The sequence below is a fragment of the Actinoplanes sp. NPDC019969 genome, assembly GCF_055562375.1.
Map to the genome: position 1 here is coordinate 1 of NZ_JBVHFK010000014.1, position 18,723 is coordinate 18,723.

Genomic DNA, 18,723 nt, shown 5'->3' on the forward strand with positions numbered 1-18,723 from the left:
TTCTACGGCAACACCGGCTCCGCCCAAGCGGTGAGAGCAAAAGTCGGCTCCGACACGAATGAACGGGTTCCAAGGACCACGTCGGCGGCATGAGACCCGATATGCCCGTCAGGAACTCTCATGACCCGACTACGGCCACGAAGCCCAACTCGGACTAAATAACGCAAACCCTCAATATTAACAACACCACACTCGCCGGCCGACCAATCGACGTCATCGTCCAAGGCCTCGACCTGCCATCCAGCCTTGCGCGCAAGATGGACCCACGCACCGAATACCTGCTCCTGATGCTTCGCGACCAGCTCACTCGGCCGGGCGATGATCTGGACGGGGTCTGGACGTTGATCCATGCCACCTCACTCCTGAGGACCAAGAGTCGATCTTGTCAGACGCGCCGATCCGCAATACCGGGCGGCCGGTAGTCGAAGGCACCTGTCCAGAACGCATTAGTGCAGGTCAGGAATAAAATCTGGACGCAGAAGTCGAGATAAGCGCCGCGATCGTCGACCGGATCACCTTCGGCGGCAACATCATCGAGACCGGCACCGACTCCTACCGCCTCGCTCAGACCCACGCTCGAACCGAAGATGCGACTCGCACGCAATCTTGAATCGGCCGCCTCATGAACACCGACGAACCCCACAACGATCTGCTGCCGCTACTACTCGGGATCTGCGAAGACTTCTTCATCGACGGCGGCCCCGCCGTCCACCACGACCTTGACGCACTCCTACAAGCCAGGCACATCACCGGCGGGCGTGGCTGGCTGATCGACATGCTCGCACTCACCCGCCAACGCCTCGAGACGCCGGTCGAGCCCTACGGATCGCGCTCCCGCCAGATGGCCGGCTCACATGAGAGTGGCGCTCGAACTCACCAACATTGATCATGCCGACCGACGCGAGCTGGCTCTGAAAATCGCCTACAAACGGCTCCGCTTCTCGCGGACATAATCACGCACCCTGCGCGCCGACACCCTGGAGGACTTCCGCCAAGCCTGCCCGCCCCTGCAACATCAGCAGGTGCTGGCGCCGACCGGCCGGCAGTGGCAGCGCATCGACCTGATCGCTCACGGCCTCACCGTCGCGATGTCCGTCGAGGTGCCGGCCGATGCGACCGCACCCTGGCCACTCGTCAAGGCCGATCTTCGGCTGATCGACAGGCTCGTCGGACTGGCGGCATCACCGCAGCCGCAGATCCCGGTACTGCGCGGGCCAGTGGACGGGGCCGTCCGCCTCGACCACCACGGCAACCGCCGGTGGATACTGCCCGACGCGGACCACCGATACTGGCTGCACGGTTTCGCCTGGTCCACCCCACCCGGGGACGACACCCACGCCGCGGCCGGGGAAGGCGACAACCGGTGAACCACCCCGACGCCGACGCCGACGCCGACGCCGGCGAGCCGGCGATGACCGGACCGGACGGCCTGTCGGTCGGGGACCCGGTCACGATGAGGACCCGGCGGCTGGCCCGGATGTGCGACACCTGCGTGTTCCGGCCCGGCAATCTGATGCACCTCCAGACCGGTCGCCTTCGCGACCTGGTGGAACAGGCACGGCAGGCGCAGAGCTACATCGTCTGCCACAGCACCCTGCCCGGCATGGCCCCCGACGGCGTGGAACCGGCGGTCTGCCGCGGCTTCGCCGACCGGTATCCCACCCAGGCCCTGCAGGTCATCGAGCGGCTCTTCGGGTTCACCGACGTCGAACCGCCGACCAGACCCTGCGCCTGACCCACCCCTACCGGCCATCCGGCCGGCCACAGCACGACCCGGCGTTATGCCCGATGACCACCACCCAGAACCCGGGTGCGGCGTTCCCGACCCGATCCCAGCGATCGAGGCCAGGGGCGATCCCCGCCCGTCTCCGCTGTGCGGCTGCATGCCTGCGCACCCGGAGACGGGTGTGCAGGCATGGCCGCCTTCTCCAGGAAGGCCCACCCGTGACCGCATCCTCGACCACCGATCCCACTCCCGGCGGCGCCGGCTACCTGTACCGCAAAGTCGCCCTCTACCTGCGCGACCACCCGGACCAGCTCCTCAAGACCGGCGAGATCACCAAAGCCCTCGGCGTGCCCTCGACCGGCGCCGTCTTCGAAGTCGGCAAGAAGATGGCGGCCGCGGGACACGCCACCCACCACACCAACCCGCACCGCTTCCAGATCACCCAGGCCGGCATCGACGCCGCCGGCGCCCTCCCCGCCCCCACCGGCGGCAGCCGCGGTGGTGGCACGCGCGGCAGGCCGGGGAAGCCGGCACCGATCACCCGGCCCAGCGGACAGCTGTACTACCCGCGCCGGCTCGGCGGCGACTGGGACGTCAACGTCCTGCACCGACTACGCCGGGAGAAGATGCCGGTCCTGCTGTACGGCCCGCCCGGCACCGGCAAGACCGCCATGGTGGAAGCCGCGTTCCCGGACCTGCTCACCGTCGCCGGCACCGGCGACACCATCGTCGACGACTTCCTCGGCTCGTACGCCCCCCTGCCCGGCGGCGGCTACGCCTTCGTCTACGGACCGCTGGTCCAAGCCATGCGCGAAGGCCGGGCGCTGCTGGTCGACGACGCCACACTCATCGCGCCCCGCGTACTCGCGGTGCTGTACCCGGTGATGGACGGCCGCGGCAAAGTCACCGTCACCACCCCGCACGGCACCGAGATCATCGACGCCGCCGACGGGTTCTACATCTGCGGCGGCCACAACCCCGGCGTCCACCAGGCCGTCCTCACCGAAGCACTCAGCAGCCGGTTCACCGTGCAGGTCGAGGTCACCACCGACTGGGACCTCGCCGCCGACCTGAAGGTACCCAGGCAGGTGGTCGCCGCCGCCGTCGACCTCAACCTCGACCTGGCCGCCGGCCGTCTCACCTGGGCGCCGCAACTGCGTGAACTGCTCGGCTTCGTCAAGGTCAAGGACACCCTCGGCATGACCGCCGCCCTGGCGAACCTGGCCGGCATCGCCCCTGACGACGCCCGCGAGGCCGTCACCAGCGCGCTGTCGCGGCACACCGGCAAACCGATCACTGCCCTCGCCCTCGGCAAACGCTGACCCACCCCCGGGAAAGGAGCAGAACTCTCATGTCGCCTACGCACCCGCACCGCCGCACCGGCACCGCTCCCAGCACGCCGGCCGACGCCGACTGGCAACCCTGGTCCGATGCCTGGACCCGACACGTCCCCACCTTGACCGGCCGCACCGACCTGCACGTCCACGTCGCCCCCGGCGCCGGCGGCGGCGCCCCCGAATGCTTCTATCCCGCCCAACGCCGCATCGAGGTCGACGCGACCTACATCGCCGACAGCCCCACCATCACCGACCCCCGCCGCGCCGGCCACAAGAACGTCGTGCCCACCGGCTACGGACTCCTCGTCCACGGCGCCGCACACGCCGCCCACAGCCTGTGGACAACTCCCGACGGCACCCCACCCATCCTCGCCGAGGTCGCCGACCTCCTGGAGGAGTCCCGCGCCGAGGGCCGGCAACGCGGCCGCCGCCGCACCGACCGCCGCTGGCTGCGCCACACCGTCATCACCATCCTCATCGACGCCAACACTGCCCCCGTCGACGACCCGTGGCACGCCGGCGTCCTCGCCGCCCTGCTCCTGGCTCGCGTCGACGTCCGTATCCTGACCAGCAAAGACGTCCGCCCGATCCGGGCCGCCGTCACCGCGGTTTTGGGCCGGCCTCGCCTGCACCGGCTCCGCGAGATCTGGCGACAGGCCCACACCGTCGACGACACCGACGCCACCACCATGATCAGACTGGCGCGACAGTGGTGCGAGACCCTCGGCATCGACCCGCGACACCAGCCGGCGATCCCCACCGCCGATCCCGGTGTCTTCCCCGGCCGCCTCGCCCAAGCCCTCACCGACCTGCTCGCCGCCCTCGCCGGCATCACCCCCGCCGACTACCAGGCCCGGATCCGCGCCCACCGGCACACCCCACCCTCCGACTGGCCGCGCACCGAACCGACCGCCGGGCAGCACGCCGCCGCGCGGCACCTCGCCGACCGGATCCAGCAGGCCCGCACCCGCAACCCCGAACCCACCCGGCGCGGCGCCGCCCTACCGCCCGGCCGGCTCCGCACCCGCCACGCGATCACCGCCGACGCCCAAGCTGCCACAGGCCAGACCCCCACCGCCCAGCCGTGGCAGCACCGCACCCAGCAACCGCCTCCGAAACCGGTCCTGCACCTGGCGATCCTGGTCGACCTGTCCGGCTCCATGACGTCTTATGCGGCCGAACTGTCGTCCGCGGCGTGGATCTTCGCCCACGCCGCCCGCCGAGGCCAAGCTGTCACCACCACCATCGGCTTCGGCTCGAACACCACCCTGCTCGTGCCACCGCACAGCCGACCCCGCCAGGTTCTGCACATGCGGCCCGGCGGTGCCACCCACACCTTCGGCGACACGGTCAAACTCGCCGACCAGCTCCTCGACCTGCGCCACGGCCGGACCTTGCGCCTGTGCGCGGTCGTCTCCGACGGCGACCTCCACGACAAACCCGCCGCCCAGAAACTCATCACCACCCTGCACCGGGCCGGTTGCGCGGTGCTGTGGCTGCACCCGGCCGGCATCCGCAGCCACACCTTCACCGACACCACCACGATCACCGTCGCCGACCCGATCGACGCCGTCACCCGCATCGCCGACGCCGCCGTCACCGCCCTCGAAAAGGCCTGAACACCGCGGCCCTCCCCGCCGCCGCACCCAGTCAGGTCATACACCGCGGGCATGATCGCGCCGTGGCGGTGCGTGACCAGGAGACCCGGGCGGTTGATGCCGACCGAAGACGCATCGAGGCCGCCGAGTACCGGGACTCGGCGGCCTCGGGCTGCCAGGACAGGATTTTGAAAGTAGCGGCGCGTTCAGGTACGCCCCGGACGGTCAACGGGTACGCATCCATCACCGATGGCAGGGATTGGCCGCTGGTGATCGCGCGTGTTTCTAATCAGCGTCAAGGCCAGCGGGACTCGGGCCGTGCGAGCTGCCCGGGGGCGGCGATCGTCAAGGGGCGACCTCACCGCCGGCCGGCGAGCGGGACAGGTGGTCAGCGGTACCAGACGCGGCTAGCGGTGTAAGTGACGTTGCCGAGCCGATCGTATGCGCGTACCTGGATCCACATGGTCTTCGCCTGCTTCTTGGTATCGAGGGCCAAGACGTAGGGGGCGGCGGTGTCTCGGGCGGCCACCACCTTGCCGTTGACCACGAGGTCCACCCAGACGATACCGCTGGCATCGGCGGCTGTGGCATAGACCTTAACGGTGCCCTGCACCTTCGCCTTGTTCGCGGGAGCACTGGTGATGGCCACGGCCGGAGGCTTGTTGTCGGCGACGACGACGCGCGCCGGAAGCGTCCGCGACTGACCCCAGCGATCGGTGACCTTCCACACCAGCGACACGTTCCCGCTGTACGTTCCGGTCTTCACCGCCAGAGCGTAAGGAGCGGTGGAGTCGGCGCCCACCAATGCGCCATTCGCCCACAGCTCCGCCTTCGCGACCCCACTGGCATCGGTGACACCGGTCAGGGTGCTGGTGAAGCTACCGCGCACCCTCGTGCCGGCGGCCGGCCCGACAGCCCCGCCGGCCGGCGGGGCGTTGTCGGCGACCAGCGTGCGCTGCAGATAGGTGCGGTTTCCCGCCTTGTCCACCGCGCACAGGTGCAGTGTCATACCCAAGTCCAGAGGAACCTTGCCCGTCCAGAGGTTCGTGCCGGCCACTCGGGTCAGTCGGCTGTTCACACCGTCGACCTGCAAAATCGAATAGACGTAGTCGATATCGGTGTCCGGGATGGCGACGGTCGCTGTAACGGCTGAGCCGTGCACGGGTTCAGCCGGTCTCGGCGCGACCATGGTCATCGTGGGCGCGATGGTGTCGGCCTGCACGGTGACCGTGACGGGAGCGGCGTTGCCGGCGAAGTCGTAGGCGACGACCGTGACCGGCAGCGGGCCGTTGGCACCCTTCGGCGGGGAGAAGAAGACCTGGCTGCCCGAGCGGCCGGTGTTGAGAACGCGCCCACCGACGACATAGTCGATGCGCTGGACGCCGTGGTCGTCGGTCGCCTTGGAGATGGCCGACACCCCGCCGGCCGGGACCGGCTGGTTCTCGGTCAGCCCGGCCTTGACCAGTTCCGGCTTCGTCGTGTCGGTGCCACCGAAACCGTAGACCACCTGCGCGGCGTTGACGATGCGAGGCTGGTAGGCGTAGGTGCCGAAGGTGGGCAGCGGCGCTGTTCCCCGGATTGCCGTTCGTACCTCGTCGGCGGTCGCCGTGGGCTTCATCGAGAAGGCAAGCCCGGCGATACCCGATGCGGCAGCGGTCGCCCCGGACGCAAGGGGCAACTGGGTCCACTCGCCGTCGGGCCCCAAGGCATCCTCGGCGTAGGTGCTGGTATCCACCCACTGGTCCGTCGAGGAGTTCCTGACCGTTCCCGCATGACTGACCGCCAGGACGGGCTCATACGCCGCCGGGTACCGGCGTGCCGTCGATTCGACGTTGCCGGACGAGGCGACGATCAGCGAGCCCGCGCCGACGGCATGATCGACGGCGTCCTTCAGTAACCGGCTCGGCGTGGCGGTGCTGAGCGACACGTTGATCACCTGTGCGCCGTGGTCAGCCGCCCAGGCGATGCCAGCCGCGACGTCCGCGGTCGTTCCCTGCCGGCCCGCCATCACCCGGACCGGCATGATCGTGCACTTCGGGCAGGCACCTACAGTGCCGACGCCATTGCCTCCCTCCGCCGCGATCAGGCCGGCGACGACCGTGCCGTGACCGTTGACGTCCGTGGCGTCGGTGTCCCCATCGACGACGTCATAGCCGGGCGCCAACCGACCAGGGCTCAAGTCGGCGTTCGGAGCCACCCCGGTGTCGACGACGGCGACCTTCACGCTCGCCTCGCCTCGGGTCCACGTCCAAGCCTCGGGCAGCTGCAGGATGCTCCAGGAATTCGGCGCTGTCGCACCGTCGGCTCCGACCGCAGCGCCACGTTCGGCGTATCGCACCCCGGCGGTCGATGCGAGTACGGCGAGGGCGGTGTCGGCCCTGTCGGCGCGGACATCGAGGGCTACCGCGTTCAAGCCCGTGACCGGTTTGTGGCTGACCACCGTGTCCCCAAGGACATCGATCACGGCAGAGGCCTCGGTGCCCGTGACGAGCCCGACGTCCAGCCGGACGGTGTCCGCCACGGCCACAGCCGGCCGTGGCGAGCTGACGCTCAAAAGACCGGTGCAGAGCAGACAGGAAGCGGCGACCCGCATGCCCGCCCTGACTCTGAAAGAAATCGATACACCCCGCATGAAACGGAACCGTATCGACGTCACAAATAGCCGTCAAGATCCATCACCTGAGTGAGTCGAACACCCCAGTGAACCTGCATCCGAGACCCGGCCGAAGCGATTCTTGTCGCTGTATGACCGACATCGCCCGGTTCCGGGGCCCGGCCCTGACGTGCCCGGACACCGAGGACCAAATCTGGGTCCTTTTTTGTTTCGGCACGTCAGCAGTAAGCCGGGTCTGGCGGCGAGTCAAGCGGGACGCGACGCCACGGTGGCGGCACGGCGGCCGGAGTGCTGTAGCTGGTCGATGAGTTGATCGGCAAGGTCGAGGGTGCCGTCGGACGGCTCCGCGTCGATCTCAGCCAGAGCACGGCTTAGACTCCGGCGCAGTGTGCGGATCGCGTCGAGGTGCCCGAGCGCGGCGCGGGCCCGCATCGCCTCCCGATACACCTCTTCGGCGTACGGGCTGTGAGCGATGGCGTCATCCAGGACCCGTACTCGGGCTGCCGGGTCATCGGCGAGCGCTTCCGCCAACGCGAGATGGGCGTCGAGAGCCTGCTGCCGGATGGCCTCCCGATACGGTTCGACCCACTCGTAGTCGGCGCCGTCGGCGAGCGGCCCCCGATAGCAGTCGACCGCCTGCCGCAGCGCGGCGATGCGCTGCCCAGGATCCGTCGCCTGCTGAGCCTGCCGCAGCGTGGCGCGCATCCGCCACAGGTCGATGCCGACAGCCTCGGGGTTGAGCGCATACCGCTGCTGCGGGTGGGTCAGGTAGGTGGCGGGACCGCCGATCCGGCGCATGACGGCCCGCAGATCGGACACGTAGGTGTAGAGCCGCTCGGCGGCCTTGCTGGCCGGAGCATCAGGCAGCAGGTCGTCGAGGATGGCCTCGACCGTGGCGCTACCGTCGTGCACGGCGAGGTAGACCAGCAGCTCGAGGGACTTCTTACGGGGCAGCCGGTCCGGGTTGACGGCGACGATGCCCGCCGGGCCCAGCACCGTCACGTCGACCCGGCCCGCCGGCCCGGCAGCATCGGGCTGCAGCGCGGGACTCTCGGTCCGGTCGCTGGTGAAGGTGACCTGCGGATCCCGGCAGGCCAGGGCGTCGCCGATGGCGGCGTACCGGCCGCCCGCCGGGGCCTCCGGATCGCTCGCCGCGACCGGGGCGGCCGAGGCCGGCGTGGTGGCGGGAGCCGGGGCGGTGGCCTCCCGGCCGGCGTCGGTGGGCCGCCACGAGGTCTGCCCGGTGTCGGTGCGAAACGTTTCGGCGTGACCACGGAACTCGGCGGCGACGAGCGCGGCGGTGACGGCCGGGTACGGCAAGCCGAGATCGCCGGCGAGCCGGGCCGCGGTGGCCTCGCCCGCCTCCACCAGACCCGCCAGCACCCTGCCGGCCTCGCTCGGCTCCGCGCCGCTGGTGTCACCGGGCTGTGCTCGAGGGCCGGCGGCGGGGGAGGGGAGCGGCCGGCCGGTATGGGCCTCCGCCAGCGTGGCCAGGACAGCGAGGGTCTCGGCCGGGTTCAGGACGGCGAGTCGGCCGATGTCGGCCGGATACCGGTCCGGGCGGTGCTCCTCGCCGACCGTGGTGGTTCCGTCCGCGGCGACGACGACGGTGTCCCCGGCCGGCCACGCGCCGAGCAGGACACCGTGCACATCAAGGCGTCGGCCCTGCGTGAGCAGCGCCGCGACCCGCGTGCGGTCCTGCTCCTGCGGGGCCTCCGCCAGCAGCAGCAGCGGCGGCACCGGTTCCTCGTGGGGATCCGCGGCGCGCATCGCGGCGACGGTGTCGGCGGCATGGTCGTCCAAGAGCCGGCCACGGTGCAGGACGTGTTGCTCCACCATGGTGAGGGCGGCGTCGAGGTCGGCGGTGACGATCAGGTCGGGCGACGGGGGCAACCCGCCCGCGGTGGCGCCCAGCAGGGCCGCAGCCGTGGCGGACGGCAGCACGACCTGGCCGTGCGGTGCCTGCGGATCCGTGTCGGCCAGAGCGGCGGTCAGCAGGCCACGCGCCGCCGCCTCGGCGCCGGGGCCGGTCAGGCCGAGCCCGGAGGACGCCCATGCCGGTGCGGCCGGGTTGCTCGGCGACTCAGTCGCGGGACGGTGAGCCGGTGCGTCCTCCTGGCTTTCTGTCTCACCCGTGGCGCGGACGGGCTTGCTGTCGGGGGCGTCGGCCGGTGGGTGGATCGTGGGGGTTGCGGTCGCCGTGACCGGCGGTGTCGATGCGGGGGTGCAGCGCGGGGCGGCGGCGTCGCGCAGTTGACGGCGGACCTCGGTGATCACCGGAGGCAGGGGAGTGAGGTCCGTGTCGTCGAGGCGTAGTTTGGGAGTAGGCGGGCGATGGGCGTAACGGCGGCGCCGGTGGGCCCACACGAGCCCGGCGGCGGCCGCGACGGCGGCGGCGAGGCCGAGATCCAGCCAGCTGCCACTGGCCAGAACTATCCCGGCCGTGCGGTCCTCCTCGGTCTCCTGCACCGCAGCAGGCGGGGCAGGTTGCGTTGCGGCCGGGGAGGCCGATACTCCGGTGGGCCGGAGTGACGTTGTCCCGGGTTCGGTCGTGCGGGCGGCGGTCGGCGACGGCGCAGCCGTGGACGGGGTCCCGGCGGCCGGCGGGCCGGCAGTCTGGTCGTCGCCGATACCGTCAGAGTTCGACGGGGAAGGCCGGGTAGCCGGCGCCGTTCCGGGCGGCGCGGTGGGCCGCTGCGGATGGGCGGTCTGCCCAGACGCGCCCACGGTCGGCAGGTCGAGCCGCCAGCCGGGGTAGATCACGTCCGGGTTCCGCAGCGTCCCTCCGACACCGGTGAACCGGGTGCCCCGGTTGAGCGCGAAGATCTCCGGCCACCGGTCGGCGTCGCCGAGACATGCCGCGGCGATCCCGGAGAGCGTGTCACCGCGCCGAACGGTATACCGCTCACGAACGTTTTCAGGCGAGGCCGCGTCCCCGCTGACGGGCACCTCCATCCGGCCATGCCCGGCTGCCGGCCCGCTGTCGCCGGACTCCGCGGTGAGGCTGGTGGTGCTGGTCTGCAGCCTCGCCGGCAGCGCGTTCACCGGCACGGTCTCGCTGTCACCGGGCGCAGCGGCGGCCTGAACCGGTGCCGCCGGAGCTACGGCGGTGACCGCGGCAGCCCCGAGCAGCGCGGCCGTCAGACCCTGCAACGGAGCCGGCAGATAGCCGGTCAGCCGTGCCCACCGCCAGCGCCGCAGCCGTGCCACAGCAGCCACGACCGTGACCCCGATCGCCATCAACCACAGCAGCCAGGCTGCCCCCAACGCCAGCGTCACGATCATCCCGCCGCCCAGGGGCTGATTCGTCCACTGCTGGACCTCGGTCGCCGACGGGATCCGGCTGGGCAACGGATTCCCACCGAGAAGCAGCAGCACGGGAACCCCGCCCACCCAGCCGGCGAGCAGCAGCATCGATCGCAGCACCACGAACACGCGCGCCATGAGACGTCGGCCTCCCCCTCGACTGCCAGACGCCACCGCGCCCACGGACCCCTCCGGAAAACATCGGCGGGTGGCTATGCCGAAACGCTAAGCCGACACGACCGCGCGGCGCTGCCACCGAGCACTCACAACTACTCACAAACCGCTGTGCAGCGCTTACACCTGGGGCGGACCGGTCGGCGGTAGTGGCATCACCGCGGCCACTGACTCGCTCGCAGCCCCCACGGACCCGGTGAGTTGGCGCGAGAGGCAATCAGCGCGCACGGAACGCGGTTCGGAACGGAGACGGTCGACGTGCCGTGGCGGGCGGTGGCGTCACGCCGGGCACGGAAACCATGACGGAATACGAACAGTGATTCCCGGATGACGCATTGGCGATCTTCTGTTTCACTGGGCCGGTGAAGTCATCGGTGGTGATCGATTACGGGGCGGCTGTCACACGCGCGGTTCTGATCCGAACCGACGGCACTCTGACCCCGCTGCAGTTCGACGGCGGCTGGCTGTTGTCCTCCGCGGTGCACACCAAAGACGACAAGGTCACGGTAGGCGCGCAGGCGTGGCGCGACGCCGCGACCGACCCCGACGGGTTCGTGGCGTCCCCCCTGCACGCCGGCACCGGACAGGTCACCGCCGGCGCGACGACGGTGGAGGCCGCCGACCTCGCCGCCGCCACCCTGCGCCACGTCACTGCCGAGGCGACCCGGGTCGCCGGCGAACCCGTCGAACAGGCGCAACTGCTCGTACCCGCCGGCTGGGGCCCACGCCGCAAGACCTGGCTGCGCCACGTCGCCCGCACCGCCGGGCTGCACGCGTCCCGGCTCATCGAAGTACCGACCGCCGCCGCCCACCGCCTCGCCCCTGCCCCGACCCCGACGGACGACCGGTACCTGCTGATCATCGACATCGGCACCGGCTGCGAGACCACGGTGCTCCACCAACACGGCAACGCCACCGAGGTACTGGCTACCCTCCACGACCCGGCAGCCGGCGGCGACCGCATCGACTCGCTCCTCACCACCACGCTCACCGGCACTGCCGCCGACGACCCGCCCACCACCCACCGGTGGACCACACTCGCCACGATCCGCACGGCACAACAGGCCCTGGCACAGCAGATGGCGGTCGCCGTGACGATGCCCGGGGCCACTACACCACTGGTCGTCACCCACACCCACGTCCTGCAGACCGCGCAACCCATACTGGAACGAGCCGGACAGCTGGCCGCCGCCACGGTCGCCGCCGCCGACCTCACCCTGGCCGACATCCACGGCGTACACCTGATCGGCGGCGTCGCCTCGCTTCCCGGAACCGCGGATCTGATCGCCGCGAAACTGGGCGCCATGCCGCAGGTCGCCGACCAGCCGACCCTGGCGGCCGTGCTGGGCGCAGCCGAGGGCGACCCGGCAGCCGCCGCCCGCCGCGAACACCGTGACGCCGAGCCGCTACGGCTACCGCCGCTGCGAAGGCTGCTCCTGCTCGGCGTGCCCGGCCTGGCGTCGATCCTGCTCTACATCTTCTTCCTCGCCAAAGCCGACCTGTACGGCAGCGACCCGTTCGGGCCGTACCGCCGCGGCTACTACGAGCTGACCGCCGCCTGGCCCCAGCTCACCATCGCCGTCCTCCTCGCCCAGATCGGCCTGATCCAGGCGGCCTCCGTGTTCGCTGCCCTGCTGGACAAGAACCCCGCCACTCCCGGCCGGGCCGGCTCCATCAGCAGGATCACCGCCGGCCTCGGCATCGCCGCCGTCACCGGCCCGGTCATCGCCTACCTCTACGCGCTGCTCGCCACGGCCTACTTCAACGGCGACGGCACCAACGTCCCCGCCTGGACCACGCAGTGGGCCCTCTGGCCGAGCCTGCCCGTAGCCGCCGGCGTCGCCGTACTCGCCATCACCGCACCCCGCCACCCACAACCCTCCGGCGGCTGGGACCAGCTGCTCAGCTTCCCTGCCAGCTCCTGGACCCTCGCCACAACGGCAGCCGTCCTCAGCGCCTTCTACAAGGTCATCCCACTGCCGTACTGGCTCGACGGCTGGGGAACGGCCATCAGCTACGCCAGCAGCGCCCTGTTCGCCGCCGCCATCGCCTGCGCCCTCGCCCGCCAGCCCACCCTCCGCATCACCTTCGCCCTCGTGCTCACCGTCCCGCTGCTGATCCTGGCGGAGACCTGGTGGGGCTACCGGATGCTCGGCGCCTTCTACGCCGCCGCCATCACCGTCTGGCTGCTCACCCGCCTGTGGACGCTGCTCGCCGGACGCCGAACGAGGTGACCCATGCGCCGGCTCGCCCGCGTCACCACCGCGCTGATCACCGCCGCGTTCTTCGGCGGCCCACCCCTCCTGGCCGGTCTGTGGCTCCTGCACCGACCAGCACCGCACCTGACCATCGACGGCGTCCACGACTGGCTGCAGCGACCCCGCACCGCCACCGACATCGTCGGCGCCGTCATTGTCGTCGCCGCCCTGCTCTGGCTACTGCTCGTCGCCCACCTCACCCGCCGCGGCCTACAAACGCTCCGCAAGCGATGGCAGTCACGGCACACCCTCGCCCTGCCCACCCCGGCCCAGATGACCGCGAGCTCACTGGTCGGCGTCGCCGCGCTCACTCTCCCCACCACCGACGCCAGCTACGCCTCGGCGCCCGTGCCGGTCACGCCACAGTCCGCGCCCGATCACGCCGACACCGCCGACGCGCCGCCCGGCATCACCCTGCCCGCCGGCGGCTGGCTGCCCTACCCCACCGCCCTCGCCGTCGCCGCGACCGCCGCTCTCCTGCGACGGCACCGCCGTCACCCGAACCCGACCGACACCGGCCCCGCACGGCCCCCACGGCAGCAGCTGCCCCCTACCGTCGACGCCATTACCACCGCCCTCGCCGCGAACCCGCCACCCCACCCGCCGGCGCCGCTACCCGAGCGGCTCCCGCCCGGCATCCTGCACCTCGACGGGCCCGGCGCCGCCGCAGCGCTCCGCGGCCTGCTCGTCACCGCCGCCGTCACCGCGACACCTCACCCCCGGATCCAGGTGCCCGCCGAAGAGTGCCGACGCGTCCTGCCTCACCTCGACATCACCCATCCCAGCCTCACCGACGTGATCGCCACTGACACCAGCCCCCGCCGACCAGCCCTCGGAACAGACCCGACAGGCCACCGCGGCGACCCCCACTCATCACGACGCACGGATCTGCCCGCCATGAGCGGCTCTCCCCGGGAACCGACGGTGGTCACGCTGGATCCTGGCACTGCCGACGCGGCCCGCTGGTTCATCGCCGCCGACGGCACCGTCATCGGCTGGCCGTACCGCCTCTGCGTCCTCGACCACCAAGCAGCCACCGATCTGCTCGACCTGGTACGCGACACCCACACCGCCGCCCGACAGCAGGCACCCGCCGAGGCCGACCGAGCCGCCGACCCCCGAGAAACCGACCTCGGCCACCGCAGCATCGCCGAGATGACCCTGATGGGCGCGTGCCACCTCACCATCAGCGGCGCCCCAGTGAAGCTGCGGCGCACCGCCGCTCTACAGATCCTCGCCTACCTCGCCATCCACCCGGGCGGGGCGACGCGCACCGAACTCGTCCGCGCCGTCTGGCCCCAACTACCGCCCGCCTCGATCGGCCAGCGCCTCCACACCACCCTCAGCGACCTCCGTCAACAACTACGGCCGCTACTCGACGACGAACCGGTCATCCGCCGCGATGACCGGTACCACCTCAACGACCATGCCATCAGCACCGACCTGCACCGGCTGCGCGCCGTGGCCCAGGCCGCCACCGACCCGGCCGCCACCACCCACACGCGCCAGGAAGCCCGCCGGATACTGCACGAACACCCCCGCCCACTCGCCGCTGGCCGAGACTGGCCCTGGCTGACACCCGCCCGCGAGGCATTGACCCGCGACCTGGACCACGCCCGCGCCGCGCTCACCGGACAGCGGCCCACACGAACGCCGTGACCGGAAATGTGAGAATTCGCGGTGATGTCGCACGACCAGCGCCGTCATAGAGTCAGAAGGACGGAGCACCGAGCCGGATGATCACCGACACCGATACCCTGCAGCTGCCCGCCTACTGGCGCGAACCCCAGCCTATCGACCGGGAACAGCTGCTGGACACCACGCAGCGAGTGAACATCGGCTGGTGGAACCAGCAGCTTACCGCGATGGGACTGTCGGGCGGCCCACTACAGGGCCTCGACGCAAGCACGCCGGCCGACCGGATCAGCCGACGGATGATCCTTACCCTGGATCCGACAGCGCCCGACGCGGACCTGCGCCGACTCTGGTACGCCGTGGCGTGGGGGACCGGCATGAAACCCCGCAAAGGACTTCAACGACTGACGGCGATCGCCGCCGACCTGCCCAAGACGTTGAACCTGCTGGGCACAGCGGCCGCGATCGCACACCGTAACCCTCCGCAGGCCTATGCCCTGTTCTTCCCCACTGACCGCCGATACGCGATCAGTCATCTCGGGGCCGCGTTCTTCACCAAGTACCTCTACTTCTGCCCGAGCGCTGCCGCCGACCGGCACGCGCTGATCCTCGACGACCGCGTGGCCGACGCGTTACGTCACCGGCACGGCTGGACCAGCCTGCGCCTCGGCGGCTACTGGCCGGCCACCACGTACGACCGGTACTGCCGCCTGATGGCCCGGTGGGCGAGCGAGGCGTCGGTATTCCAGGACCGGCCGGTATGGCCGGAGGAGATCGAGTACCGCCTGTTCAGCGAGGGCGCAGGACCGGCCGTACGTCGCGAACGCGGCGCTTCCACCGCTGCCTCTTGACTCCCGGAGCATCATCGCGAGCTGACCACCGCAGCCGACGAATCGGCCCTCGCCATGCCCTAACCTGTCGCTCCAGCGATCGATCTGTGGAAGAGGGTCGCCGGCGAAGTCAAGCTAATCGATTAATTCAAGAATCGCGTGCTTCCGCTGTCGGGCGAGCGCAGCGACAATAGGCGCATGGCTGTTGCCGCCACGCCCGCCATCGCACCTGCCATCATCACCGCCTCGGCGAGCATCGTGGTCGCCGTTGCCGTGTTCATCGCCAATCAGTACACGCGGCTGCGTAACGAGCGTCGGCAAGCCGCTCTGACGCGGGTCAACGACCAGCTACGGGCGCTGTACGGCCCCTTGTTCGCCCTTGTAGCGGTCAACGAGCATCTCTGGACCACCATGCGGAGCGCGCAGCTGCCGGATCGTGAGCGTCGCCGGGCCGGCACGTTGAGTGATCGCGAGGCCGAGGAGTGGCAGCACTGGCTGCAGGAGGCCCTGATGCCAGTCAACAGGAAGATGCGCGACCTGATCGTGGAGCATGCCGACCTGATAGCCGAGAACGACATGCCTCAGCCGCTCCAGGACTTCTGTGCGCACGTCGCCTCATATGAAGTCTTCCTGGCCCGCCCTGCCGACAAGCGGCTAGTCCGCGCATTGATCGGGCACCCGGGCGAGCCCTACGTGACGTACGTTCGTGACAGGTTCGCCAGCTTGAAAGCCAGACAAGCCAATCTCCTGGACGGCAAGCGTACGAGTTGACTCCGCGCGGCCGCCCTCAACGACGCGGGCTGGGACTGCAGATGTCCTTCCGGTCGCAGTGTCACCTGGGAGTGGCCCACACCTTCCTGAACCGGGTGGCTGCCGCCCAGCATGTCGCCCGGCAGAGGGGTCGCGCGGGGATCGGCCTGCGGCCGCCGTAAACCGATTGTTGAATCGTCCGGGCGGATCCTGGCCGAGTGGCAGATCCGCTGACCGGTGATGTCGCCTCCGGCCCAGCGCCGCACGTGAGTCCGGCCTCCTCACGCGAGTCCACGGCTGCGGCTCTCGTCCCCTGCGGCCAGTAGCGTTCCCGAGGCGTCGCTTCTTGCTGAGCATCGTGATGTCGCCACGGCCGTGTGCTTCTGACCCTGTAGATGGCGCCGCAAGCTCACATGAGCCATGCTGAGGACAGATAGGCGATTCGAGATCGACGATTTCCTGCTGCCGCAAGCAACTTCCAATGATCATTAGAAGTGACTCGAACACGCTTGTCTTGAGGGCCTACAAGAGATCTTCTTGCTGGATGTAGAGAGGTACCCCAGGCAAAATGATCAACGTCTTCCTGAGCTGGTCGGGGGAAACGAGTCAAGAGGTAGCGAAAATTCTCAAGCGCTGGCTACCTCGTGTATTACAGAACGTGAAGCCCTTCATGTCGGCGGAAAGCATCCCCAAGGGGGCCAAGTGGCTGCAGGAGATGATTGCCCAGCTCGAGAAATCAAGTTACGGGATCATCTGCATCACCTCAGACAATTTCCATGCTCCCTGGCTCAACTTCGAGGTCGGCATGATGTCCCACTCGATGCAAGGAGCGCGGGTGGCTCCGTTGCTGTTCGGTGTCGACGTCGCGAACGTCACCGGCCCCGCTACAAAGATCTACCAGGTCACGACCGTCACGAGGCATGACATCTACCAACTCGTGGAGGACATCAACAACTTCGCCACCGAAGGGAAAGTGTCTTCAGAAAGCCTTCAAGCATCTTTCGAGGCATTCTGGCCAGAGCTTGAAAAGTCATTCGATGAGCTCACTAAAAAAGCCCCCTCGCCGGCGATACAGCCGCGAAGCGCGAACGATCTGCTCGTAGAGGTCCTCGAGGCAGTGCGTGGTCAAGGCCGCTTACTAGCCGATCCGGCCTCACTTCTTCCCGCCGACCATCTGACCGACGCCATCACGAGGGTATTCGCCGCCCGCAACGGCGCCGCCCCGGAGGGTGGTGATGAGCTGAGTCCGGTGCTCGCTATCGCTACCGCCAAGTACGCTGTATCAGGAATTCTGAACTGCGGTATCGGCGATTCTTATGACGCCGACAAACTGGACGCCTTCTTGGAGTACCGCGCTAGCGACCGAGTGCGCGTCCGCCGGATCGTCGTCACTGACCAAACGGGCGGCCCGGCGGATCTGGTCTCCAGCCTCGCGAGCCAAGCGAAGCGCCACCAGAGCTACGACGTGAGGGTTATGTCGGCAGCCGAGGCACCAAACCTTGGCGGTTGGGCCTTCTCGGTCGTCGACCGGCAGGTTGCCGTCATCAGATTGCCCCATAATGAGGCTTTCGCGATCCGTAATGACCGGGCGGCCCATCTCCTCATGGAACTCTTCGAGCTCCTGTGGGTCGGCTCGAAGCCCGCGGTCGGGGGCTCGGTGGCTCCGTCGCAGCGTACCGGCGTCGAGGAGCCTCAACCGTGACCGGGCCGGCGATCACGTCAGGCCTCGTCCACATTGACGCTTTGGTCCCAATCGCCATTTTTCGCAGAAGAAATAAAATTGGTCCATGCTGTGCGGCTGAATGTGAGGTGGCCTGCCGCAAGATTCTTGGAATCCCGGACTAATACGGAATCTGCTTGATCGGCTACCTCGACGCAATTGCTAGTGCCGCTCTTCGAGCTCTTCCGCCAGTTCGGCGCCTCAGGATCTTTGCTGCTCATGCGCACTCCCGGATGTAAATAGGCTATTCGGCCAGTCTGTTCGGCAGGGTGTGCCTGTTAGCTGGGCGTATATTGCCTAACTTCCGCCGTCCTGCGACAGTGTAGAAGGACATCAATGGATGAACTAGATGACCGGTTTTCCTCGAACGGCCAGAGAGTATGCATGCCCATGCCGGATCTCGGTCAGGCGCGCACTGTCGGTGATCCATCGCAGCATGACGCACCAGGAGGGTGACGGCGTCAAAGTTCGCCCGATACGGTCGTGCATCATCAGGCGTGCCGTCGTGGCGGCCTCGGGCGTTAACGTGGAGAGCAACAGGTCGGAGATGGAGGCAGCGTGACGAGGACAGCGCGCGATGAGTTCGCAACGCTTGAGGCGGCATCCCGACCGCGTCCGGAAATGCCTCGATCGGATGCCTACAAGAACGCCGCTGTCGCCGCGAGCTGGCCACGTCTTCTGATGTTCGGAGTAGCGGCCGGAACTCTGGCGGCCGGCACCGCCTACGTCCTCGGTGGTCTCGGCGTCGCCCTCGCCGGGCGACCTACCTACCTCG

General features: G+C 69.3%; 14 protein-coding genes. 10 read left to right on the top strand and 4 right to left on the bottom strand.

The window, feature by feature from the left end; translation table 11 throughout:
• Window positions 1-385 precede the first annotated feature (385 nt).
• Window positions 386-574, bottom strand: coding sequence for a hypothetical protein (locus ACZ3II_RS34770; RefSeq protein ID WP_465523390.1), 189 nt, complete (start codon window positions 572-574; stop codon window positions 386-388).
• Between the two features lie 48 nt (window positions 575-622).
• On the opposite strand from ACZ3II_RS34770, the gene ACZ3II_RS34775 reads away from it, so the two are divergent.
• The 5 genes from ACZ3II_RS34775 to ACZ3II_RS34795 all read left to right on the top strand — a co-directional run bounded on the left by ACZ3II_RS34775 (window position 623) and on the right by ACZ3II_RS34795 (window position 4,682).
• A complete protein-coding gene (locus tag ACZ3II_RS34775; RefSeq protein WP_465523392.1) occupies window positions 623-886 on the top strand; it encodes a hypothetical protein in 264 nt (87 codons plus the stop codon).
• A gap of 136 nt (window positions 887-1,022) precedes the next feature.
• Window positions 1,023-1,367 carry a hypothetical protein gene (locus ACZ3II_RS34780; protein ID WP_465523394.1) on the top strand — a complete coding sequence of 115 codons (345 nt, stop codon included), beginning with the start codon at window positions 1,023-1,025 and terminating at the stop codon, window positions 1,365-1,367.
• Window positions 1,364-1,735, top strand: a complete 372-nt coding sequence (locus tag ACZ3II_RS34785) for a hypothetical protein (protein WP_465523396.1) — start codon at window positions 1,364-1,366, stop codon at window positions 1,733-1,735. The genes ACZ3II_RS34780 and ACZ3II_RS34785 overlap by 4 nt, the downstream gene beginning before the upstream one ends.
• A gap of 209 nt (window positions 1,736-1,944) precedes the next feature.
• On the top strand, window positions 1,945-3,048 hold the full coding sequence (locus ACZ3II_RS34790; protein WP_465523398.1) for an AAA family ATPase: 1,104 nt from the start codon (window positions 1,945-1,947) through the stop codon (window positions 3,046-3,048).
• 29 nt (window positions 3,049-3,077) lie between these two features.
• On the top strand, window positions 3,078-4,682 hold the full coding sequence (locus tag ACZ3II_RS34795) for a VWA domain-containing protein (RefSeq protein WP_465523400.1): 1,605 nt from the start codon (window positions 3,078-3,080) through the stop codon (window positions 4,680-4,682).
• A gap of 367 nt (window positions 4,683-5,049) precedes the next feature.
• Here the strand turns inward: ACZ3II_RS34795 and ACZ3II_RS34800 are convergent, their stop codons facing one another.
• Entirely contained in the window at window positions 5,050-7,182 is a 2,133-nt protein-coding gene (locus ACZ3II_RS34800) for a S8 family serine peptidase (RefSeq protein ID WP_465523402.1), read from the bottom strand.
• Between the two features lie 339 nt (window positions 7,183-7,521).
• The gene (locus ACZ3II_RS34805; protein WP_465523404.1) at window positions 7,522-10,719 is read right to left on the bottom strand and encodes a BTAD domain-containing putative transcriptional regulator; all 3,198 of its coding nucleotides are present in this window, start codon (window positions 10,717-10,719) and stop codon (window positions 7,522-7,524) included.
• A 410-nt stretch (window positions 10,720-11,129) separates the two neighbouring features.
• Between ACZ3II_RS34805 and ACZ3II_RS34810 the strand changes: the two genes are divergently transcribed.
• The 5 genes from ACZ3II_RS34810 to ACZ3II_RS34830 all read left to right on the top strand — a co-directional run bounded on the left by ACZ3II_RS34810 (window position 11,130) and on the right by ACZ3II_RS34830 (window position 17,930).
• Complete coding sequence (locus ACZ3II_RS34810; protein WP_465523406.1) at window positions 11,130-12,989, top strand: Hsp70 family protein; 1,860 nt, start codon at window positions 11,130-11,132, stop codon at window positions 12,987-12,989.
• A 3-nt stretch (window positions 12,990-12,992) separates the two neighbouring features.
• Window positions 12,993-14,672 (top strand): AfsR/SARP family transcriptional regulator, encoded by a 1,680-nt coding sequence (locus tag ACZ3II_RS34815; RefSeq protein ID WP_465523408.1) that lies wholly within the window; start codon window positions 12,993-12,995, stop codon window positions 14,670-14,672.
• 77 nt (window positions 14,673-14,749) lie between these two features.
• Window positions 14,750-15,499: an 8-oxoguanine DNA glycosylase OGG fold protein gene (locus ACZ3II_RS34820; protein WP_465523410.1), complete on the top strand. Its 750-nt coding sequence runs from the start codon at window positions 14,750-14,752 to the stop codon at window positions 15,497-15,499.
• A gap of 177 nt (window positions 15,500-15,676) precedes the next feature.
• Window positions 15,677-16,249: a hypothetical protein gene (locus tag ACZ3II_RS34825; RefSeq protein ID WP_465523412.1), complete on the top strand. Its 573-nt coding sequence runs from the start codon at window positions 15,677-15,679 to the stop codon at window positions 16,247-16,249.
• A gap of 547 nt (window positions 16,250-16,796) precedes the next feature.
• On the top strand, window positions 16,797-17,930 hold the full coding sequence (locus ACZ3II_RS34830) for a toll/interleukin-1 receptor domain-containing protein (RefSeq protein ID WP_465523414.1): 1,134 nt from the start codon (window positions 16,797-16,799) through the stop codon (window positions 17,928-17,930).
• Between the two features lie 17 nt (window positions 17,931-17,947).
• Here ACZ3II_RS34830 and ACZ3II_RS34835 read toward each other — a convergent pair whose 3' ends face one another.
• Window positions 17,948-18,169, bottom strand: a complete 222-nt coding sequence (locus tag ACZ3II_RS34835; protein ID WP_465523416.1) for a DUF397 domain-containing protein — start codon at window positions 18,167-18,169, stop codon at window positions 17,948-17,950.
• Window positions 18,170-18,723 lie beyond the last annotated feature (554 nt).

Bases quoted from the DNA above. Each gene is read 5' to 3' on its own strand.
- ACZ3II_RS34775 (WP_465523392.1), top strand. From the start codon at position 623: ATGAACACCGACGAACCCCACAACGATCTGCTGCCGCTACTACTCGGG.
- ACZ3II_RS34795 (WP_465523400.1), top strand. From the start codon at position 3,078: ATGTCGCCTACGCACCCGCACCGCCGCACCGGCACCGCTCCCAGCACG.
- ACZ3II_RS34805 (WP_465523404.1), bottom strand. From the start codon at position 10,719: ATGGCGCGCGTGTTCGTGGTGCTGCGATCGATGCTGCTGCTCGCCGGC.
- ACZ3II_RS34815 (WP_465523408.1), top strand. From the start codon at position 12,993: ATGCGCCGGCTCGCCCGCGTCACCACCGCGCTGATCACCGCCGCGTTC.
- ACZ3II_RS34820 (WP_465523410.1), top strand. From the start codon at position 14,750: ATGATCACCGACACCGATACCCTGCAGCTGCCCGCCTACTGGCGCGAA.
- ACZ3II_RS34825 (WP_465523412.1), top strand. From the start codon at position 15,677: ATGGCTGTTGCCGCCACGCCCGCCATCGCACCTGCCATCATCACCGCC.
- ACZ3II_RS34830 (WP_465523414.1), top strand. From the start codon at position 16,797: ATGATCAACGTCTTCCTGAGCTGGTCGGGGGAAACGAGTCAAGAGGTA.
- ACZ3II_RS34835 (WP_465523416.1), bottom strand. From the start codon at position 18,169: ATGAGCAGCAAAGATCCTGAGGCGCCGAACTGGCGGAAGAGCTCGAAG.